This is a genomic window from Aquisalimonas sp. APHAB1-3, assembly GCF_048323695.1.
Lineage (GTDB): Bacteria > Pseudomonadota > Gammaproteobacteria > Nitrococcales > Aquisalimonadaceae > Aquisalimonas.
This window is the reverse complement of record NZ_JBLWFT010000003.1, coordinates 68,613-84,195: the sequence shown is the minus strand read 5'-3', so window position 1 is coordinate 84,195 and position 15,583 is coordinate 68,613. Positions and strand designations below refer to the sequence as shown.

Sequence of the window (15,583 nt, the reverse complement as noted above, 5' to 3'; positions counted from 1 at the left end):
TTCGTGTTCTTGACCGAAAATGCAGGCAGGAACAGCCTGCGCCCCCCTCATACGATCAATCCGGAAGCCGCGCCGGCCGGTGTGTCACCGGCCGGATCGCAATGCCGCCACGCTCAGCTTGCGTCTTTCCAGGCGCGGACTGTCGCGAATACCTCTGCTGGCGAGGTTAACGGCTTGCCGGCCCGCCGTTCTGCGTTCTGTTTCACGTCTTGGACGCCTGATCGCATGAACGGATTCGACCGCAGCTCCTCCTCGATGGTGGTCGGCAGCGTGTATTCACCCTTCGCGCGCAAGGCCTTCACTGCTTCCAGGCGCTCGTTCACCGCCGGATTTTCAGGCTCCACCTGCTGGGCGAAGCTCAGATTGGCTTCCGTGTATTCGTGGCCTGCGTACACGGCCGTCTCCGGCGGCAGCGAGCCGAGTTTCATGAGGGACTTGAGCATCTGCTCCGGTGTGCCTTCGAAAAGGCGCCCGCAGCCGCCGGCAAAGAGCGTGTCGCCGGCAAAGAGCAGGCCGCCGCCGTGGTAACTGATGTGTCCGGCGGTGTGGCCTGGGGTCTCCAGCACGGAGAGCTCCAGGCCGAGGTTGTCCAGCGTGACCAGATCACCCTCGCGCAGCGCGTGAGTGCAGTGCAGGATAGCTTCACTGGCCGGCCCGTAGACCGGCACCTGGGCGGTCTGCAGGATCGCGTCCACACCGCCCTGGTGATCCGGGTGGTGGTGCGTGATGAGGATCGCGTCCAGCGTGAGCCCGCGCTCCTTGATGGCGGCGAGCACCGGTGCAGCCTCGCCCGGGTCCACCACGGCGCAGTGGCCGTTGTCGCCGGTGATCAGCCAGATGTAGTTGTCGCTCAGCGCGGGAATGGGGTCTACCGAAATCATGGGCATCATGCTAACCACTCAGTTGTACGGTTCAACAGGGAATACCGTGTCAGGCTCGTCACGGTGAAGTGGCATCCTGATAGAATCAAGCATGAATAGCACGGTGTTGCCAGTGCCGGGACGCAGCACGTCGCCGTGCCGCGCCAAACACGGGGCATGATGATGAACGCCGAGACGTTGCAGGCCTGGTATCAGTCGCCACTGGGAGAACTGGTGGCCGAGGCGGAGCGCGAGGCAGCCGGCCGGCTGCTGAACGGCTGCTGCCCGGGCTTTCTGGTGCAGGTGGGGGCCATGGGCAACGGCGAATCGCTGCCGGTGGCCAACGCCGTGCGCCAGTGGGTGGTGGATCACGACGATCGGGTGCGGCCGGGGGTGGTCGCCTGGCATGACGACCTGCCGTTTCGCAGCGGCAGCGTCGATACCGTGGTAGTGGTCCACCAGCTCGAGTTCGAGCCCGACCCGCACCGGCTGTTGCGTGAAGTGGAGCGGATCCTGTCGCCGGAAGGGCACGTGTTGATCCTGGCGTTCAACCCGCTCAGTCTCTGGGGGCTCGGGCGGGTGGCCGGGCCGTTGCGCGGCGGTCAACCGCCCTGGTGCGGCCACTATTACACCGGCAAACGGCTGCGGGACTGGTGCCGTGTGCTGGGGCTGGAGCACCGGCAGCACGAGCGGCTGTTCTTCCGGCCGCCAGTGCAGCGCATCGGCATCCAGCAGCGTCTGCAGCGGCTCGAGCGGCTCGGCCGGCGGTTCTGGCCCATCTTCGGTGGCGTCCATGCCGAACTCAGCCGCAAGCGTGTCGCGCGGCCCGTCAACATGGGGGCGGCCGTGCGTCGTCAATCCGCTCCGGTGATGGGCTCGCCCGCGGCAGCCCAGGCACGCCGGGGCCACGTTCAGGCAAAAGTGATCAGAGCTGATGAAAAAAGTCGAAATCTACAGCGACGGCGCATGTCGAGGTAATCCCGGCCCGGGGGGCTGGGGCGCGCTGATGCGCTGGAATGGCAGCGAGAAAAAGCTGTGCGGCGGCGAGCCGGAGACCACCAACAACCGCATGGAGCTCCTGGCCGCCATCAATGCGTTGAAGGCCCTGAAGCGCCCCTGCCATGTGGTCATTACCACCGACTCCCAGTACGTGCGCAACGGCATCACCCAGTGGCTACCCAACTGGAAGAAGCGTGGCTGGAAAACGGCCGACCGCAAGCCGGTGAAAAACGCCGATCTGTGGCAGGCCCTGGATGCCGAGACGCAGCGGCACACCGTGGAATGGGAATGGGTGCGGGGGCACAACGGCCACGCCGAGAACGAGATCGCCGACCAGCTCGCCAACCAGGGGCTGGACGACATGCTGGCGAAGGGCTGACACCACCGAGGAGCGCAACGTGCGACAGATCGTGCTGGATACCGAAACCACGGGCCTGGAAACGGCCCAGGGCCATCGCATCATCGAGATCGGCGCCGTGGAGATGGACGGCCGCCGCAAGACCGGGCGCACGTACCACGTCTACCTCAACCCCGACCGGGAGGTGGACGAAGGGGCCGTCGAGATCCATGGCATCACCAACGAGTTTCTCGAGGACAAACCCCGCTTCGCCGACGTGGCCGACGAGTTCCTGGCCTTCATCAAGGAGGCCGACCTGGTCATCCACAACGCGCCCTTCGACGTGGGCTTCATTGACCACGAGTTCCGGCTGCTGGAGCGTGACATCCCTACGGTGGCCGAAGTGTGCACCGTGACCGACACATTGGTCATGGCGCGCTCCATGCACCCGGGGCAGCGCAACACCCTGGACGCCCTGTGCAAACGCTACGAGGTGGACAACTCTCAGCGCGACCTCCACGGCGCGCTACTGGACGCCGAGATCCTCAGCGACCTCTACCTCGCCATGACCGGTGGCCAGGTCACCCTGTCGCTGGATGCGGATGAGGCAGGTGAGGGCGGTGTCGGCGGGCGCCACGCGCCGCGCCCGGTAAGCGCTGACCGCCCCGCGCTGCGCGTGGTCCGCGCCAGCGACGACGAACTCGCCGCCCACGAAGCGTGGCTGGAGAAGCTGGACGATGCCTCGGGCGGGCAGAGCGTGTGGCGCCAGCTGGAGGGGCAGCACTGATGCAGCAGGCCATCAGCCTCGACCTGGACGAGACCCTCTGGCGCATCGACGGCGTGCTGGAGCACGCCGAAGCGCAGACCGTCGCCTTTCTGAAAGCCCATTACCCGGCCATCGCCGAGCACTACCCGCCCGAGCGCATGCGCGCCCTGCGGGATCAGGTGGTGGCCGAGCAGCCCGACCTGGTGCACAACGTCACCGCCATGCGCATCCGCACCTTCGAGCGCGCGGCGGAGCTGGTGGGTGCGCCCCGGCGCGCCGCCGAAGAGGCGTTCGGGGTGTTCATCGACGCCCGCCACAAGGTCGAGCTCTACCCCGATGCGCTGCCGCTGCTGGAGCAGCTCCACCGGCGCCATCCGCTGGTGGCGCTCACCAACGGCAACGCCGACGTCCACCGCCTTGCCATGGGGCACTACTTCGTGGCCGCATTCTCCGCCGTGCAGGTGGGGGCGGCCAAGCCGAGCCGGCCCATGTTCGAGGCCGCCGCCCGCGGCGCCGGCGTGCCCATGGAGCGCATCATCCATGTGGGCGACGACCCGGTCACCGACGTCACCGGCGCCGCCCGCCACGGCCTGCGCGCCGTCTGGCTCAACCGCTCCGGCGCCCCCTGGCCCGAAGACGTGCCCCGGGTCGACTTCGAGGAAATCCGCACCCTCGACCAACTCCCCGACCTCATCGACAAGTCGTAGGGTGCACATTCACGTCCACCACCCAACCGTAGGGTGGACGTGTACGTCCACCATCCACGCCCCCCACCCCACAACCCCGGAGAGCACTATGCCAACCTCGCAAACCCCCGGTTTCGGCATCATCGTCATCGGCGACGAAATCCTCTCCGGCAAACGCACCGACGGCCACATGCCCAAGGTCATCGAACTCCTCGCCGAGCGCGGCCTGGATCTCGCCTGGGCCCGCTTCCTGGGCGACGACCCCGAGCGCCTTACCGACACCCTGCGTCTGTCCATGGCCAGCGACGACATCGTGTTCAGCTTCGGCGGTATCGGCGGCACACCGGACGACCGCACCCGCCAGTGCGCCGCTGCCGCCGCTGGCCTCGAAATCGAGCCCCACCCGGAAGGCGCGCGCCTGCTGCGCGAGCAGTTCGGTGACGACATCAAACCCGGCCGCCAGCGCATGATCGAGTTCCCCAAGGGCGCGGGCATCATCCCCAACCCGGTGAACCGCGTGCCCGGCTTCAGCCTGGGCCACCACTACTTCGTGCCCGGCTTCCCCAACATGGCCTGGCCCATGATCGAATGGGTGCTGGACACCCACTACGCACACCTGCACGCCAGCGGCAGCCGCAAGGAGCGGGCCCTGACCGTGCGCGGCATGCGTGAGAGCCACGCCATCCCGCTGCTCGACGAACTCACCGACAAACACCCGGACGTGCGTATCTCCTGCCTGCCGCACTGGATTCCACCGCAGCACGAACTGGAGCTGGGCGCCCGCGGCCCCAACGCCGCCGTGGACGCCGTTATTCAGGCCATGGAGGCCCACCTCACCGCCATGGGCGCGGACTGGGAAGAGGCCGACCTGGACCGCAGACGCGAAGACTGAGCAGCACACCAACAACCGCCGTTGTGACCGGCCACCCACATCGGCTATACTCCCGCGCTCCAACCAGATAGCCGGTGTAGCTCAGTCGGTAGAGCAACTGATTCGTAATCAGTAGGTCGGCGGTTCGATTCCGTCCACCGGCACCATTAAAATCAAAGACTTAAACGATTTTTCCGGTTCCTTCCCCGTACGCTTTTTGTTTTTTGGGTGCACGTCTGGGTGCACACTGGCGGCTGGGTGCATAGATCCCTGAGTTCATGACAGTGATGCGCGCCGGGGCGTCCTGGAACCCCGCATCGCCCCAGCGCTGATGCCTCAGTGTTCCCACCTTCACCAGATAAGCACACTGGCAGTAATCGGTGCCGTGTTCCTCCTGTTTGAGCCGTCTCGTCTGATTTTTCGGATAGGTTTGTCATCAACCCCGCATACAGCCCTGTAGTCGGTTGCCTTCATTTCCTAATGACACCCTGTAAGGGATTCCCGGTAGCATCTCCGTTGCAAGATTCTGCCTCAAAAATCTTGGTTTCCCTTGCTTCAGGCTCGTGAAGCCTTTACGCAAATCCGGCCATAAAAAACGGCGAACCCCCTGGGGGGTCGCCGTGTGAGATTTCCCGTCGGTTGAGCGACTTAGGGAATCCAGCCGTCAACCGAGCTGTCTCGCTCGAAGCGTATCACCGCCTCGTTTTCCTTAGCTCGCGAGTACGCCTGATAGGCGTCGCTAACGAGTGCAGGTGGAGCATTGGCCGTCAACAAGCCCAGCCAGTACCCGCGGGCCTCAAGCATGACGGTCTGAATCAGATCAAGGTCCAGACTGTCACGCGCTTGCGATGCATGCGTAGCCATGATCTTTACGTTCAGGCTATGCATGGTCTCAATTGCAGTTTCCATCTTTGCTACTCCCATTGGCTGTGGTTTCAAGCCCTAAGGGATCCGCGATAACAGTAGTCGGTGACCACCACGGCCAAGGCTGCTCGCGGCCGCTTCGGCTGCGTTGTGCGAGGTGTGGACGGCCGCCAGATGTTTAGCGGGTGGAGTGTTTGGGCAGGCGGTTCATTAACAGAAAAGCGGGCCAGGGGCCCGCTTTGAGTACTGCTGATTACGATTAACCCGGGGCTAGACCGAATAGCTTGAGCACATGACGGAACTTTGCGAATTGGCAGAGTTCCTCTACCCGGTCCTGGCTAATGCCTCTCCCCAAACTCGCATGCAGGGGCATCTCATCACCCGAGAGGTGTTGTAACCTCGACGTGATCGCGACACCCTCAGAGCCGGACGTCACCTCGGTGTCGAAGGCCAAGCCAGAGTCGCGAAGCAAGTCACTGAGTGCTTCCAGGAAATCGTCCATTTCTCCGAAGGCAAGCCCCTCTTCGACGTGTCTGGCCAGGGCTGTGCCTGCCATGCGTTGCTTGACCTCTTCCAGCGCTTCACTTGCGTGACGGCTATTCATGGATAGTCCTCCTACGTTTTTTGGGCACCCCAGTGGGCCCATTCACATAGAAAGGGATCCGCGATAACAGCTTTTTCGGGTAGCCTGTTCGGCGTGCCTGATCCTGGAAATTGGCGCATCCCCGCGATGCATGGACAGCCATAAGAGAAAGCCCCGCCGAAACGGCGGGGCTGTGAGTTTATAGAAGACTGTAGACAGCCCCCTCCTGTAATCCCGGTGCCAACCGGGAGTGGTTAAGGCGTCTGTGCGGGTGCCACCCCGCGACGCCTTTACCGCCAAAAGCTGCTGCTCTGGACCCTTCCTGGGTCCAGCTCTGCTGGCGCCTTTCGGGGATGCAACGAACCGTCAGCGAACACGAGACGCTGTCCAGCTCCCTACAACTCGGTGACGACTTCGGCCATATCGTCAGCCACCTCGAACCCTACTCAGCACCGCTCCCAGGCATAGACGTTCAGCTGGGTGCCACCCCAGCCCGTCCTTAGCCCTTCCCGCGTTAGCAACTCGCTACTGCGCATGTCACCGCCGCTGGTCTCACTCCACTGGATATCTGGCGCTGTGCGCCTTGCCGACCGTCCTGGTCGGTTTTCCCACGCCCGAGATTCCAAAGCGGCTGTGGTACTCCCAGTGCAGATCATCGCCCATGGCCAGAGCCTTACGCTCACGGCTGTGACATGCTCCGCAAAGCATCCTCTTCGGACGCCGGTGTACACGCTTAAGCTATGCATCGACCTCAGCCGGTTGCCCGTCTGAGTGCCATCCCATCCAGACTTCTCCTCTGGGACTCACGGCCGTTTCCGACCGTGCGTGAAGCCCACGTGTGCGGCACGGGTAATACACTCTCGTGCACCCCCCGGGGCGGCCTAATACCGCCTTTCGCCGAGTTGCAGGGTTGGCTCGGTCGCCCGAGCGCCCGTTTCCGCGTCGCCCAACCCGCTCTCACGGGCCCCGATCCACCGGATCGGGTCGAAGGAGGGAGTTTCACCCTCCAGCCCCCGTTGCCACGCAGCGAGCCCCATTACGGGCACTGCGCGGCGGCAGGTGCGCAAACAAGTTGGCGACTTGATTGCGGCAGCAGCTCCGGGGATCGCCCCCGGATCGAGTCCGGGGTGGCAAACCCGGGGCGGCTACCAGGTAAGGGATCCTCGGTAACAGCTTTTCGCTGGGACGGGTCTGTCGCCCGCGCACACGCCCCCTGGAGCGGGCTCGCGAGAGCGCTATCGGAATCTCTTATATGCGGCTCGCTCGCATCCTGCTCGCGAGAGTCCTCTTATTTGTCGTCATCGTCTGCCCTCGGTGGTGTTACCGGGGATCCCTTGTTGGGTAAGCCCACGACAAGGGAGACCCTTATGTCAGTTCGCTCCGCAAGAACCCGTCCGATCCCCGACCAGCCACTGCGTTACAAGACCAGCTTTATGCAGCGCACACTGGACCTGGTCGCACGAGGCTACGTGCAGTGGGTCGGCGGCACCGTCAAAGTCGGGCGCCTTACACGACTACGCGCAAAATTCGCCGCCAATTACGGGACGGCGGCAGACGAGGCCGAGCGGCGTCGAATGAGCCGCCACGGTGTGCCTCGGGCGTGGCTCGTCATCCACGCACCAAGAGGTGCCGACCGCGCACACTGGCTCCTGCTGGCACAGTCCGAACATCCGGCGACCTTTCTGGAGCACACCGCTGATGCACGATCGCGTGACGGCCGCATCCAGATTCCCGTGCAAGTGACGGAATGGGCCGACTATGAATTGGTTCGAATCGACGGCACCTGGACCTGGCGAATGACGAAGGAGCGCCGTCAGGCTTGGCGAGACCGAATCCACGCGGCGGTGAGGCAGCCTGATCCTGAACAGCGCCGCAGGGATATCCGGCAGGTCGCGTGGTCTTTGGCTCGTGTTCCCGGCTTCCGTGGCATTCGGGCTGATGCCAAGGCCCTGGTCCGGCTCACGAGAGAGGACTGGCGACGTGTGCACAGCGGGCCCATGCCCGCGAAACTCCGAAACCCCGGGTGGGTGCGGCGTATTCTTCACCAATAGCTGTGCTGCATCGGGACGCTGAAGGACATTATGGAACACCCCTGGAACACCCCTGGAGCACCCCGCTTGCCGTGGAACACCCCATGGAAACAGGGGTGTTCCAGTGTTCCGTTTCATTGCAATTTCGGCTCGGAGTCACCTCAGGTGTGGCGGTGGTGTAGGTCTCGTCACGAAGCAATGGCCTGGACCAGCGAGGCATCGTCGTTCTTCGGTGTATTGACCCGCGTGCTGACGGGGTAGGCTTCAAGCTCACCGATGTCGATGGCACGCGTTGCGGCCTTGATGTCGTCGCGATTTGTAAGTGAGGGATCCAGCCAGTCATCCCAGCACGAGGCCGCCAAGACCAAGGGCATACGATCGTGAAGCGAGGCCAGGTGGCCCTTGGCTGCGTGCGTGATGATGGCGAAGGAGGCCGGCCTGGACTCGGTGGCTGGCTCATAGATGCCTGCGTAACACAGGAGATCGTCGTCGGCGGGGTGGATGAAGTAGGGCACTTTGCCGCTATCGGTTCTCTGCCACTCAAACCAGCCACTCGCCGGAATCAGGCAGCGGCGGTTGGCGAACGCTGATCGAAAATACGGGCTGCGTGCGACGGTCTCTGCCCGGGCATTGATCGGAGCCGGTTTGCCCTCGTCAGCCCATGTTGGCCGGTAACCCCACAGCAGCGGCGTGAGCGCTCGCTTTCCGTCGGCTGCGATTGCGGCGGGCTGTGGTGTTCCGGGAGGAATATTGTAGCGCGGCCCCTGGTCATCGACTTCGTCGATGTCGATGCGCAGTTGCCGAGTGACCCGCGAGTGGGGCGCGTAATTCGAGTAGCGGCCACACATGCCGACCTCGTTGGACAGCCGACGTCACGGAGACACCTACGGGCGGTGACAGCCACAGTCTCGGCCGCAGTGGGGGCACACCCCCTGATCGCGGCTCTGCGCCAGCTTCCTCTCCCGGAACTGCTTGTCCGCGATCTTCTCGCACACAATCAGCGCGACGAGGATAAAAAAGACGAGCAACACTGGCGTCATGTCCATGATGGCCCCCTTGGCTTGTTCAGCTGCTTCGTGGAGTAATGACGCAGCCCAATAGCTCTAGTTTACCGTTGCCCGGCAACAGGATCCACGGTGCTGGGATTCGGTTTCACGCGTACCCGCCATCACTGAGGTGGGCGAGATAATGCTCAACATGATCGGACTCACCGCGGGCCACCAGAGTTGCGGCGGTGAGGCCGCCCAGGGCGCCAATCGGCGTATTCCAGTACCAGTGCCAAGCACCCTCCCACGAGCCGGCCCACGGATGGATGGTGGTCAGGATGCGCGTGAGGCTCACCAGCCGCTGCTGGGTGAGCTAGTCGTTCTCATCCGAAGGGCGCGTCAACTGCCCTTCGTCTGTGCCGATGGCCGCAGCAAGCTGGCTTACCGTGGCGCATAGGCCGTTCGACAACGTGTCGACGTCCCGGGTGGCCGCAGCCTCTGATAAGTGGTCGAGCTCGCTGTTCATCGTTTGAGCTTAACCCACGGCTGCTGCCTCGTCATTGCGTCGCTCAATGGATGCCAATGCCCGCTATCGGCTGGGTAATCGCATAGCACGAGGCTCAGGAAAGGGGGCTGCTGACACCTGCGAACGCCTGACCGACGACATGGGTATAGATCTGAGTCGTTTTGACGTCCTTGTGCCCGAGCAACTCCTGCGTCGTTCGAATATCCGTGCCTCGCTTGTGGACTTCCGTCGCGCAGCTATGCCAGAACCTATGGCACCCGGCTGGTTTCGAGCATTCAGAGAGTTTTACGGCCTTTTGTACGGCGCTGATGTGAACGTGATGGCGAACTACGCTTGGCACAGTCCCTCCGGCGGCAAAAGCCACTGCCAATGTACCGAACTACGTCCCACAGGCGACGTGGGTGCTGCTGCGTCTTCATTGCTTCGGTGGCCTCCATGCCTACTGATTACCGCATGGAAACGCGCCGTCAAGTGATTGGTGGCGCCGCAAGGCTCTCCCGCGGTAACCTCTCTAAACAAGAAGCAAAATTGTTCGGGGCAAGATTCAGTGAGGCTGGATATGTAGCCGTCACAGTGATCGAATCATCATGAAGGCGATCCATTCACTGTTATGCAAGGAAATTCTTGAGGTGGGAAATTCGCTCTGAGTATGCGGGAAAGTAGATGGTAATCCTGAACGATATTTTGAACTGGACTCGATCGCGCCCTTCATGGCAGCGGGATGCATGTCGGCGCCTACTTCAACAAGAGAATGGCTTAGGTGAGGCAGATTACTCCGAACTGTACGAGCTGCTGAAAAAAGACAATGGCATACAGACCGATCGCAACGTCGCCTCAGTACCATTAGCCAATGAGCATCTTCCCGCCGAACCGACGCCCGGCGAGACGGTTACTCTCGTCTCGCTGCGTGATCTTAGTCACGTGAATCAGATCTCCAGTGACCACAAACTCGTTTTCTCAAGCGACGGGATAACCGTAATCTACGGGGGGAACGGGACTGGTAAGTCCGGTTATGCCCGGGTCATGAAGCGAGCCTGCCGGGCCAGAGATCAATCCGAGCCAATTCATCCAGACGCAAACGATCCCCCGGCGGCACGGAGAGAGCCGTCAGCGACATTCGACGTTGAAGTCTCTGGCAGGACCGAAGAGATCGCGTGGTCGCGGGGAGCGACACCACCAGACCGGCTCTCCCGGATTTCCGTATTCGATTCGAAGTGTGCTCGCGCATATATCACGGCAGAACAGGATGTAGCGTACCTCCCTTATGGTCTAGATATTCTCGAAAATCTTGCAAATGAAGTTGTACCGAGAATCGAAGAAAGGCTCGAAGCGGAAATCGCCGAAATTGATGTGGACAGAACCCCATTTAACCATCTCCTTGGCGAGACACAAGTTGGAGAGGTGGTTGGGAAGCTGTCCCCCGAATCGGACGCGGATGCGATAACGTCCCTCGGAACCTTGACAGAAAACGAAGCCAGACGGATCGTCGAGCTCGAAGCAGCCCTCAAGCAAGCTGACCCATTGGCCAAAGCGGAAGAGTTGCGGCGTTCGGCAATTCGCTTGAGTACCTATTCCGACAAACTGTCCAGTCCTATTGTTTGGGTTAACGATCAGGCCGTCGAAAAGCTCCAAAGACTCGATATTGAAAGAGTCGCTGCAGAGGACGTCGAGAAGAAGGCAGCAGACGCGCTACGCGCCGGTGAAGAGTTGCTTCCAGGAACGGGAGATCAGACTTGGAAGCATTTGTTTGAATCGGCGAAACGCTACTTTACCGAAGTTGCCTATCCGGGCGAGGAGTTCCCGGCGTCCGCCGAAGGAAAGGTGTGTCCTTTGTGCCAGGAAGAGTTGCCGGATTCCGCCAATCAGCGCTTGAAGAGATTTCACGAGTACATAGAGAACGACGTTGCAAGGACCGCCGATGCAGCCCGCAAAAAGGTCGAAGAGGCAAGACGGAAGATCGAGACGGCTAGTTTGTCAGTTTCGCCCGACGAAGCGCTCACGGATGAACTAAGGGAGCTGGATGACACAGTCCTGAAAAAGGTCGCCGAATTTCAAGCTGAGCTTGAGTCACGTAGAACCTCGATGCTCGAATCCTTGAAAGCGTCAGACTGGACTCATATTTCTGACCTCAGTGAATCGCCGCGGGTATACGTTCGGCAACTTGCCGCCCATCAGCTCAAGGCGTGTCGGCATTTAAGGAGAGCAGCGGACGAAGACAAGCGTCGAAACCTTGAGAAGGAGTTGGCCGAGTTGTCGGCGAGGCAACGCCTCGCGACGAGCTTGAAGGCGGTGACCAAATTGCTGGAGCGGATAAAAAGGAAAGCGGCCCTCGAGAGATGCCGAAAAGACCTAAAAACCCGCCCGATCTCCAACAAATCGAAAGAGTTGGCGTCAGTGGCAGTAACCGATGAACTTCGGAACGCGCTTGATAAGGAATTCGGAACTCTAGGAATTGGGCACATCAAGACGAAACTCAAGGAACGGAGCGCTCGGGGAAAGATGCTCCATCAACTGCTCCTTGACCTTCCCACGACAAACAAAATCGACGAAATCCTGAGTGAAGGGGAGCAGCGGGCGATTGCCCTAGGTTCGTTTTTCGCGGAGCTGGCATTGGCGAACCATTCCTGCGGGATAGTTTTTGATGACCCAGTCTCGTCATTGGATCATAAGAGACGGGGAAAAGTTGCAAAACGAATGGTGAGGGAGGCGAGGTCCCGGCAGGTTATCGTGTTCACGCATGATGTAGTGTTCTTGGAGCAGCTTCGAACAGAGTGCGAACGTGCGTCGATCGAGCCGGCGATAACTAGTTTAGATCGTTCGGGCACGAGAGCAGGCATTGTCAGTCCGGGATTACCCTGGGCGCATCAAACCGTCGGGGAGCGCATTGATGCACTAGAAAAGGCGCAAAAACACTTTGAGAAGCTGCCATGGCCCGTTGAGCCGCCTGCGGAATTGGCAGGGGAAATCACCCGGCAGTATAGTCTTCTGCGAGCCACCATCGAGCGCGTCGTCCAAGATCAATTGCTCAACGGAACGGTTCAGCGGTATAGGGATTATATCGACGTAAGGCGCTTATCGAAGGTGGTGGGCCTTCGACAAGCCGAGGTGGACGAATTATTCCGACTCAACCAGCGATGCCACGATATCGTGGAAGCCCATGATCCTGCTTCCGCTAAGGATGAGCCGCCGCCGACGCCTGACGAGCTCAAGCAAGATATTGCCGATCTTCGAGCCCTAGTGGAGGCGGTTAGAGCCCGAAGGAAGGCTGCGCAAGGGACCGCCTAGGAAAAGTATGCATAACAGAGCCATCAACTCGGATGGGCAAAAGCCGAGCTTCGCTTCGCTTTTGCCCACCGGTTATGGCGGCCGTTAAGTGTTGTAAGAAAGCAAGGTAGCCGCTATGCCCAGAAACATCGTGTCAAAAGACGAACTGAGAGACCTGGTCCAGCAACGGATAAACAACAGCGACGAATTGGACGGCGATTGCAGAGAGGTAATAGTCAACTCTATATGCTGGCATGAGCCGGACGAATCCGGAAGCAATTGGGATATTCACTCTTTGCGCAATGCTGCTGGCTGTGAAGACGTTGCTAGGGTAATCGCTTCCGAATTTAAGGAGCAATACAACATTGAAGACGAATGAACCGCGCAACACCTAACCATGCCCTCGACCGGACGCCGGAAAGAGAAGTGCTGATGCGCGGCGAGCTCATTGGCGGCGCCGGTCAGGGCAATCGTTGGGAACAGACCACGTGCGAACCCACGGAGGGCGAATGTCACAAAGTCTTTTAACAGCTGTCTTGCGTAACCCTATTGATCGAAAGACGGTTGCTCGTATTCTTCAAGAGGGTAGCTATCAAGTGGATACGGTAAACTCGTCGGGAATGAATCCATTGAAGGCTGCGGTCATGAACGGGGACGCTGGCACTATCACATCACTTGCCGGCGCTGGTTTCCAGGTTACTGAAGACGTGATCGCCTTCGCGGAGAAGTCCTATCCGCATAAACCGGATGTTATCTGTGCATTGCATCGCAGCCGGAGTTGTCAAGTAGTGCTACATGCCACGAGCGGCCAGTTGGAGGAATCTGAACCTCCGGTACCCGGTTTGTAAAGAATGAGTGCGCTAAGGCGACCCTATCTATCGCGATAGCAGATGGCAAGAGCCAAACCAGGCGCTTTACCCGTCGGCTCAGCTTCAGCGTTAGGCATCATGGGAGAACTACGTGGCGAATGAAATGCTTGAGGCACTAACAAGAGGAATTGGTGCTGAGGTTGGAAAACCCATAAGGGTGTCGTTTTTTGAAAAGGAAAGGTTCATAAAGCAAAACGAGGCATTCCAGAAATGTGCTGCTTGGCGCAAACAGTTAATACTTGATGTGGCCGCTCTATCGATATTTCATCAGCTAATAATTCTTCCCTACCATGGTGCCGCGAACTTCTATGCTGATTCGAAGAGATCTGGCGTTAGCCGTATACGTATGGGGTCGCAGCACTTAGATCGTGAATTTGTGTCTGTAGCTTCAAGAATTACACGCCAATTCTTCGCTATAACAAAGGAATTCCAAATTGACGTTAACCACTTACATATCTCCAATATCGCAGAATTTGTGGACTTTTGGATAGAGCGTTCTAAAGAATATGGCTAAGTCACCCTACAAGGACAGAACGTTACTGCTTAAGGAAATTTCGTCGTTTACTACTCGAAATGGTGGTTTCTTTAAGCAAAACGCGAAGAGAATGAGTGACCTTTTTGAAATGTCGGTATACAACGATGCTGTAAAGTTTTATCGGCGCAAGAAGTATACTATCCATGCGAAAAACGTAATGAGAGACGGCACTTTTAAGTACAAGCTTTCAACTTCTGGGCTAAATGAAAATTTCTCCTATTTTCTTGCTGAGAAATTTAAAAATGGAGAGGCTGTTGATAGTGTGGATATTCACCACAATATTAAAATTCAGTCTAGCCATGACCCGCACATATATTTTTCCGCCGACGTATCCGTCACGATAAAAGATGGTGCTGTAACCGAAAAGCAGAAAAATAAAAAGGCACACAGCTTCATTCCAAGTGGGAACTTGATTACTTTTTTTGAAGTAAAAAACATGAACCCATTTCCAGAAGTGCTTTTTAGCTTCTCCGGGATTATCTATGAAATAAAACCTGAATTTCTTCTTGATCCAAGTGCTCTAGATATCGATTGTGGAAAGAAGCACCTAACCCCATGCTTGGTTTTTTCTGGGGCTGGTGGAAAGCATGTGGAGTCTGTTTGCGAAAAGCTAGGAGAAAGATACGGCTGTAATATAATTCGTGGTTTATTTGCTAACAAAGGGAAGATCTACGCATATGACAAACTCCGAACATATGATGCCTAACAATGTGGTCAACGGGACGCCAACTACGCTGCGCTCCGTTGCCGCCAGTTACCAATGGCATCAATTGCCAAAATGGAGTTTTTCTTGAAATTCGAAATTGGTGATGATGTAGATAAAAAGCTAGTAAGTGTCTTGTTTCATGAGTTTCTTATGTGCGAGGAGGCATTCGAAAAGTTTGTCTTATTTGCTGGGAATAACATCATGGGAAGCTCTGAATCAAATATAAAATTGAAAAGTTACAATTCTTACTCTGAGTTCTTGTCACGGTTGTACGAGTTTTATGTTGGTTGTTTTAAGAGAGAGTATAGAAATACCGAAAATATAGATCATGAAGCACTTGACTCGCTATTCACTTCAGAAGCTGAGAAGCTGATAAGAAAACGGCGAATCGAAATTGAGAAAGGGTATGCCCCTGATTGGGAAAACTATATATCATACTACCAAGAGAGCGTGCCAAGCCAGTTCGGCAAGGATTTTCGTGATGTTAGAAACAACACATTACACACTGATTACCGAAGGGCCGGCGGTCACAGGATAGGATTAATGGAGTTCTATAAGAAATATCATAAATTTGTCCACTTGCTTTATTATTCAGCTTTGCTTGCTTGGTCTGAAAAAACACATAAAGAGCAAAAAATCCAGCATGTCGAAGAGTTTGACTTTTTGGGCAATGGCAATTAACCAAGCGGTGCACGGGACGG

General features: G+C 58.4%; 18 protein-coding genes and 1 tRNA gene. 12 read left to right on the top strand and 7 right to left on the bottom strand.

Annotated elements, in window-relative coordinates; all coding sequences use genetic code 11:
• Positions 1–113: 113 nt before the first annotated feature.
• Positions 114–890 (bottom strand): hydroxyacylglutathione hydrolase, encoded by a 777-nt coding sequence (gloB, locus tag ACNSTU_RS07335; protein ID WP_366213295.1) that lies wholly within the window; start codon positions 888–890, stop codon positions 114–116.
• 126 nt (positions 891–1,016) lie between these two features.
• Between gloB and ACNSTU_RS07330 the strand changes: the two genes are divergently transcribed.
• The 6 genes from ACNSTU_RS07330 (at position 1,017) to ACNSTU_RS07305 (ending at position 4,686) form a co-directional block, all read left to right on the top strand.
• Entirely contained in the window at positions 1,017–1,838 is an 822-nt protein-coding gene (locus tag ACNSTU_RS07330) for a class I SAM-dependent methyltransferase (protein ID WP_290630812.1), read from the top strand.
• A complete protein-coding gene (gene rnhA, locus ACNSTU_RS07325; RefSeq protein WP_290630814.1) occupies positions 1,795–2,238 on the top strand; it encodes a ribonuclease HI in 444 nt (147 codons plus the stop codon). The genes ACNSTU_RS07330 and rnhA overlap by 44 nt, the downstream gene beginning before the upstream one ends.
• Before the next feature lie 19 nt (positions 2,239–2,257).
• Complete coding sequence (gene dnaQ, locus ACNSTU_RS07320; protein WP_290630816.1) at positions 2,258–2,983, top strand: DNA polymerase III subunit epsilon; 726 nt, start codon at positions 2,258–2,260, stop codon at positions 2,981–2,983.
• Positions 2,983–3,669: an HAD family hydrolase gene (locus tag ACNSTU_RS07315; RefSeq protein ID WP_290630818.1), complete on the top strand. Its 687-nt coding sequence runs from the start codon at positions 2,983–2,985 to the stop codon at positions 3,667–3,669. The genes dnaQ and ACNSTU_RS07315 overlap by 1 nt, the downstream gene beginning before the upstream one ends.
• Positions 3,670–3,757: 88 nt before the next feature.
• A complete protein-coding gene (locus ACNSTU_RS07310) occupies positions 3,758–4,540 on the top strand; it encodes a competence/damage-inducible protein A (protein WP_290630820.1) in 783 nt (260 codons plus the stop codon).
• A gap of 70 nt (positions 4,541–4,610) precedes the next feature.
• Positions 4,611–4,686: transfer RNA gene (locus tag ACNSTU_RS07305), tRNA-Thr, on the top strand.
• Positions 4,687–5,167: 481 nt separating this feature from the next.
• Here the strand turns inward: ACNSTU_RS07305 and ACNSTU_RS07300 are convergent.
• Positions 5,168–5,428, bottom strand: a complete 261-nt coding sequence (locus tag ACNSTU_RS07300; RefSeq protein ID WP_418212220.1) for a hypothetical protein — start codon at positions 5,426–5,428, stop codon at positions 5,168–5,170.
• A gap of 214 nt (positions 5,429–5,642) precedes the next feature.
• Positions 5,643–5,987: a hypothetical protein gene (locus ACNSTU_RS07295; protein ID WP_418212219.1), complete on the bottom strand. Its 345-nt coding sequence runs from the start codon at positions 5,985–5,987 to the stop codon at positions 5,643–5,645.
• A 1,346-nt stretch (positions 5,988–7,333) separates the two neighbouring features.
• Between ACNSTU_RS07295 and ACNSTU_RS07290 the strand changes: the two genes are divergently transcribed.
• A complete protein-coding gene (locus ACNSTU_RS07290) occupies positions 7,334–8,017 on the top strand; it encodes a hypothetical protein (protein WP_418212218.1) in 684 nt (227 codons plus the stop codon).
• A gap of 167 nt (positions 8,018–8,184) precedes the next feature.
• Here ACNSTU_RS07290 and ACNSTU_RS07285 read toward each other — a convergent pair whose 3' ends face one another.
• From ACNSTU_RS07285 to ACNSTU_RS07270, 4 genes are all read right to left on the bottom strand, one after another.
• On the bottom strand, positions 8,185–8,844 hold the full coding sequence (locus ACNSTU_RS07285) for an SOS response-associated peptidase (protein WP_418212217.1): 660 nt from the start codon (positions 8,842–8,844) through the stop codon (positions 8,185–8,187).
• A gap of 36 nt (positions 8,845–8,880) precedes the next feature.
• The gene (locus ACNSTU_RS07280) at positions 8,881–9,042 is read right to left on the bottom strand and encodes a hypothetical protein (RefSeq protein ID WP_418212216.1); all 162 of its coding nucleotides are present in this window, start codon (positions 9,040–9,042) and stop codon (positions 8,881–8,883) included.
• 106 nt (positions 9,043–9,148) lie between these two features.
• Positions 9,149–9,337 (bottom strand): hypothetical protein, encoded by a 189-nt coding sequence (locus ACNSTU_RS07275; RefSeq protein WP_418212215.1) that lies wholly within the window; start codon positions 9,335–9,337, stop codon positions 9,149–9,151.
• A gap of 265 nt (positions 9,338–9,602) precedes the next feature.
• Positions 9,603–9,848 carry a tyrosine-type recombinase/integrase gene (locus ACNSTU_RS07270; protein ID WP_418212214.1) on the bottom strand — a complete coding sequence of 82 codons (246 nt, stop codon included), beginning with the start codon at positions 9,846–9,848 and terminating at the stop codon, positions 9,603–9,605.
• Between the two features lie 323 nt (positions 9,849–10,171).
• Here ACNSTU_RS07270 and ACNSTU_RS07265 point away from each other — a divergent pair, with 323 nt between their 5' ends.
• From ACNSTU_RS07265 to ACNSTU_RS07245, 5 genes are all read left to right on the top strand, one after another.
• Positions 10,172–12,793 (top strand): AAA family ATPase, encoded by a 2,622-nt coding sequence (locus ACNSTU_RS07265; RefSeq protein WP_418212213.1) that lies wholly within the window; start codon positions 10,172–10,174, stop codon positions 12,791–12,793.
• A gap of 488 nt (positions 12,794–13,281) precedes the next feature.
• Positions 13,282–13,620, top strand: coding sequence for a hypothetical protein (locus tag ACNSTU_RS07260; RefSeq protein ID WP_418212212.1), 339 nt, complete (start codon positions 13,282–13,284; stop codon positions 13,618–13,620).
• 112 nt (positions 13,621–13,732) lie between these two features.
• Complete coding sequence (locus ACNSTU_RS07255; RefSeq protein ID WP_418212211.1) at positions 13,733–14,155, top strand: hypothetical protein; 423 nt, start codon at positions 13,733–13,735, stop codon at positions 14,153–14,155.
• A gap of 91 nt (positions 14,156–14,246) precedes the next feature.
• Positions 14,247–14,882 (top strand): hypothetical protein, encoded by a 636-nt coding sequence (locus tag ACNSTU_RS07250; RefSeq protein WP_418212210.1) that lies wholly within the window; start codon positions 14,247–14,249, stop codon positions 14,880–14,882.
• An 84-nt stretch (positions 14,883–14,966) separates the two neighbouring features.
• Complete coding sequence (locus tag ACNSTU_RS07245) at positions 14,967–15,563, top strand: hypothetical protein (RefSeq protein ID WP_418212209.1); 597 nt, start codon at positions 14,967–14,969, stop codon at positions 15,561–15,563.
• Positions 15,564–15,583 lie beyond the last annotated feature (20 nt).